The 1,446-nt window shown below is 61.1% G+C and carries 4 protein-coding genes; all 4 read left to right on the forward strand.

Annotation, left to right across the window (positions count from 1 at the left end; all coding sequences use genetic code 11):
* A partial coding sequence (locus tag ABT116_RS45980; RefSeq protein WP_351647136.1) for a hypothetical protein occupies nucleotides 1-217 on the forward strand: 217 nt, incomplete at its 5' end.
* A complete protein-coding gene (locus ABT116_RS45985) occupies nucleotides 214-474 on the forward strand; it encodes a hypothetical protein (RefSeq protein ID WP_021343793.1) in 261 nt (86 codons plus the stop codon). The genes ABT116_RS45980 and ABT116_RS45985, both read left to right, overlap by 4 nt.
* Complete coding sequence (locus ABT116_RS45990) at nucleotides 471-650, forward strand: hypothetical protein (RefSeq protein WP_021343792.1); 180 nt, start codon at nucleotides 471-473, stop codon at nucleotides 648-650. The genes ABT116_RS45985 and ABT116_RS45990 overlap by 4 nt, the downstream gene beginning before the upstream one ends.
* 148 nt (nucleotides 651-798) lie before the next feature.
* Entirely contained in the window at nucleotides 799-1,392 is a 594-nt protein-coding gene (locus ABT116_RS45995) for a metallophosphoesterase (RefSeq protein WP_351647139.1), read from the forward strand.
* Nucleotides 1,393-1,446 lie beyond the last annotated feature (54 nt).

Raw genomic sequence — 1,446 nt, forward strand, 5'->3', positions numbered from 1 at the left:
ATCGTGGACCAACCTTGTCACTGAACGCATCTGCGATGCAGTCGACGCCGGCCAGCTCGTCAACACTCCCGCCGCGCGGCTTGCCGGGAACGGCATCTGCGCGGCGCTGATCGGGTTCCTCGTCGCCCCAGGCAGCGGCTTCACCTTCACTGACCGTTTCGCAGAAATAGTCAACGCGATCCTCGCCGGACTCCGACCCTCGAAAGAAGCATCATGAGTACTCAATACGGCACCGTCGACCTCGAGTTGATTGAATATGTCCGCGACCAGGACGAACTCGACGCCGTCAACGCGCTCGGCATCGTCAAGCCGAATACGGTCCTGCTCAACGGCCGCCACCTTCGGATCCCGGTGGATCAGTCCATCACCGTCGATTCCGTTGAAGTACCCGGACATGATGTCGCGAAAGTGACGCTCACTTTGTTCGTTCGCAAGGTGAATATCGAAGCGCGAGTGAGGCCGGAAGCCGAATGATCGGGATACTCTTCGATCTCTTCATCATCGCCGCATCGGTCTGCAACTCGATCCTGGCAGTGTTCGCCATCGTATTCGTCGTCTCGACAGTCCTCCCGAACCCTCGACTGTTCAACATCCTCATCGGTTGGCTGACCGCGCTCGGACCCGAAAGCAACCAGGATGCCGACGCGTGACCGACTCCGGTACACGTTGAGCCAGTGGCGGGGTCGCATCCGCCGAACCCTTCGCCGAGTAGTGACCGCTGAATGGTTCGGACACATCGACCCCGCCGACTGGTGGGACTGACCAACACACCCACTACCGGTAAAGGAGCACCTATCGATGAGCAACATCTGGCTCACCGCAGACCTGCACCTCGCACATCCGAAGGTCGCGAAACTCCGCGGCTTCGACAGCATCGACGAGCACGACCGAACAATCCTGTCGAACATCGCCAACACACTCAACCGAAACGATCACCTGTGGATTTGCGGTGACCTCTCCAGCGGCGGCTCCGGGTCCGAACGGTCAGCACTCGACCAACTGCAACAGTTCACCCCGTTCTTCACAATGCATCTCGTTGCAGGGAACCACGATTCCGTGCACCCGATGCACCGGAAGGCCTACACGCGGCAAGGGATCTTCGGAGAAGTGTTCGCGTCGATCCAGCCGTTCGCCTACCGACGCGCGGCCGGGCACCGACTCTGGCTGTCCCACTTTCCATACTTCGGAGACGGCGATCGCGGCCAGATCGAACGGTTCCCGGAAGTGCGACTGCACGATAACGGCATCGACTTCCTCGCACACGGCCATCTGCACTGCACCGAGCAGTGGACCGGCCCCCGCTCCCTGCACGTCGGACTCGACGCCTGGAACCTCACGCCGGTCAACATCGAAACCGTCGTCGACATGATCGTAGAAAGAGCAACAGCATGAGCCCGCGCCGCACAGGGATCACCCGCCACGGGTGAGGCGGTCCGGCTCGTGCCC

It is taken from the genome of Streptomyces sp. NPDC002130 (genome assembly GCF_040296465.1).
In the GTDB taxonomy this organism is placed as follows: Bacteria; Actinomycetota; Actinomycetes; order Streptomycetales; family Streptomycetaceae; genus Streptomyces.

Excerpts from the sequence above, each read along its gene's own strand:
- ABT116_RS45995 (WP_351647139.1), top strand. The coding sequence starts at position 799 with ATGAGCAACATCTGGCTCACCGCAGACCTGCACCTCGCACATCCGAAG.
- ABT116_RS45985 (WP_021343793.1), top strand. The coding sequence starts at position 214 with ATGAGTACTCAATACGGCACCGTCGACCTCGAGTTGATTGAATATGTC.
- ABT116_RS45990 (WP_021343792.1), top strand. The coding sequence starts at position 471 with ATGATCGGGATACTCTTCGATCTCTTCATCATCGCCGCATCGGTCTGC.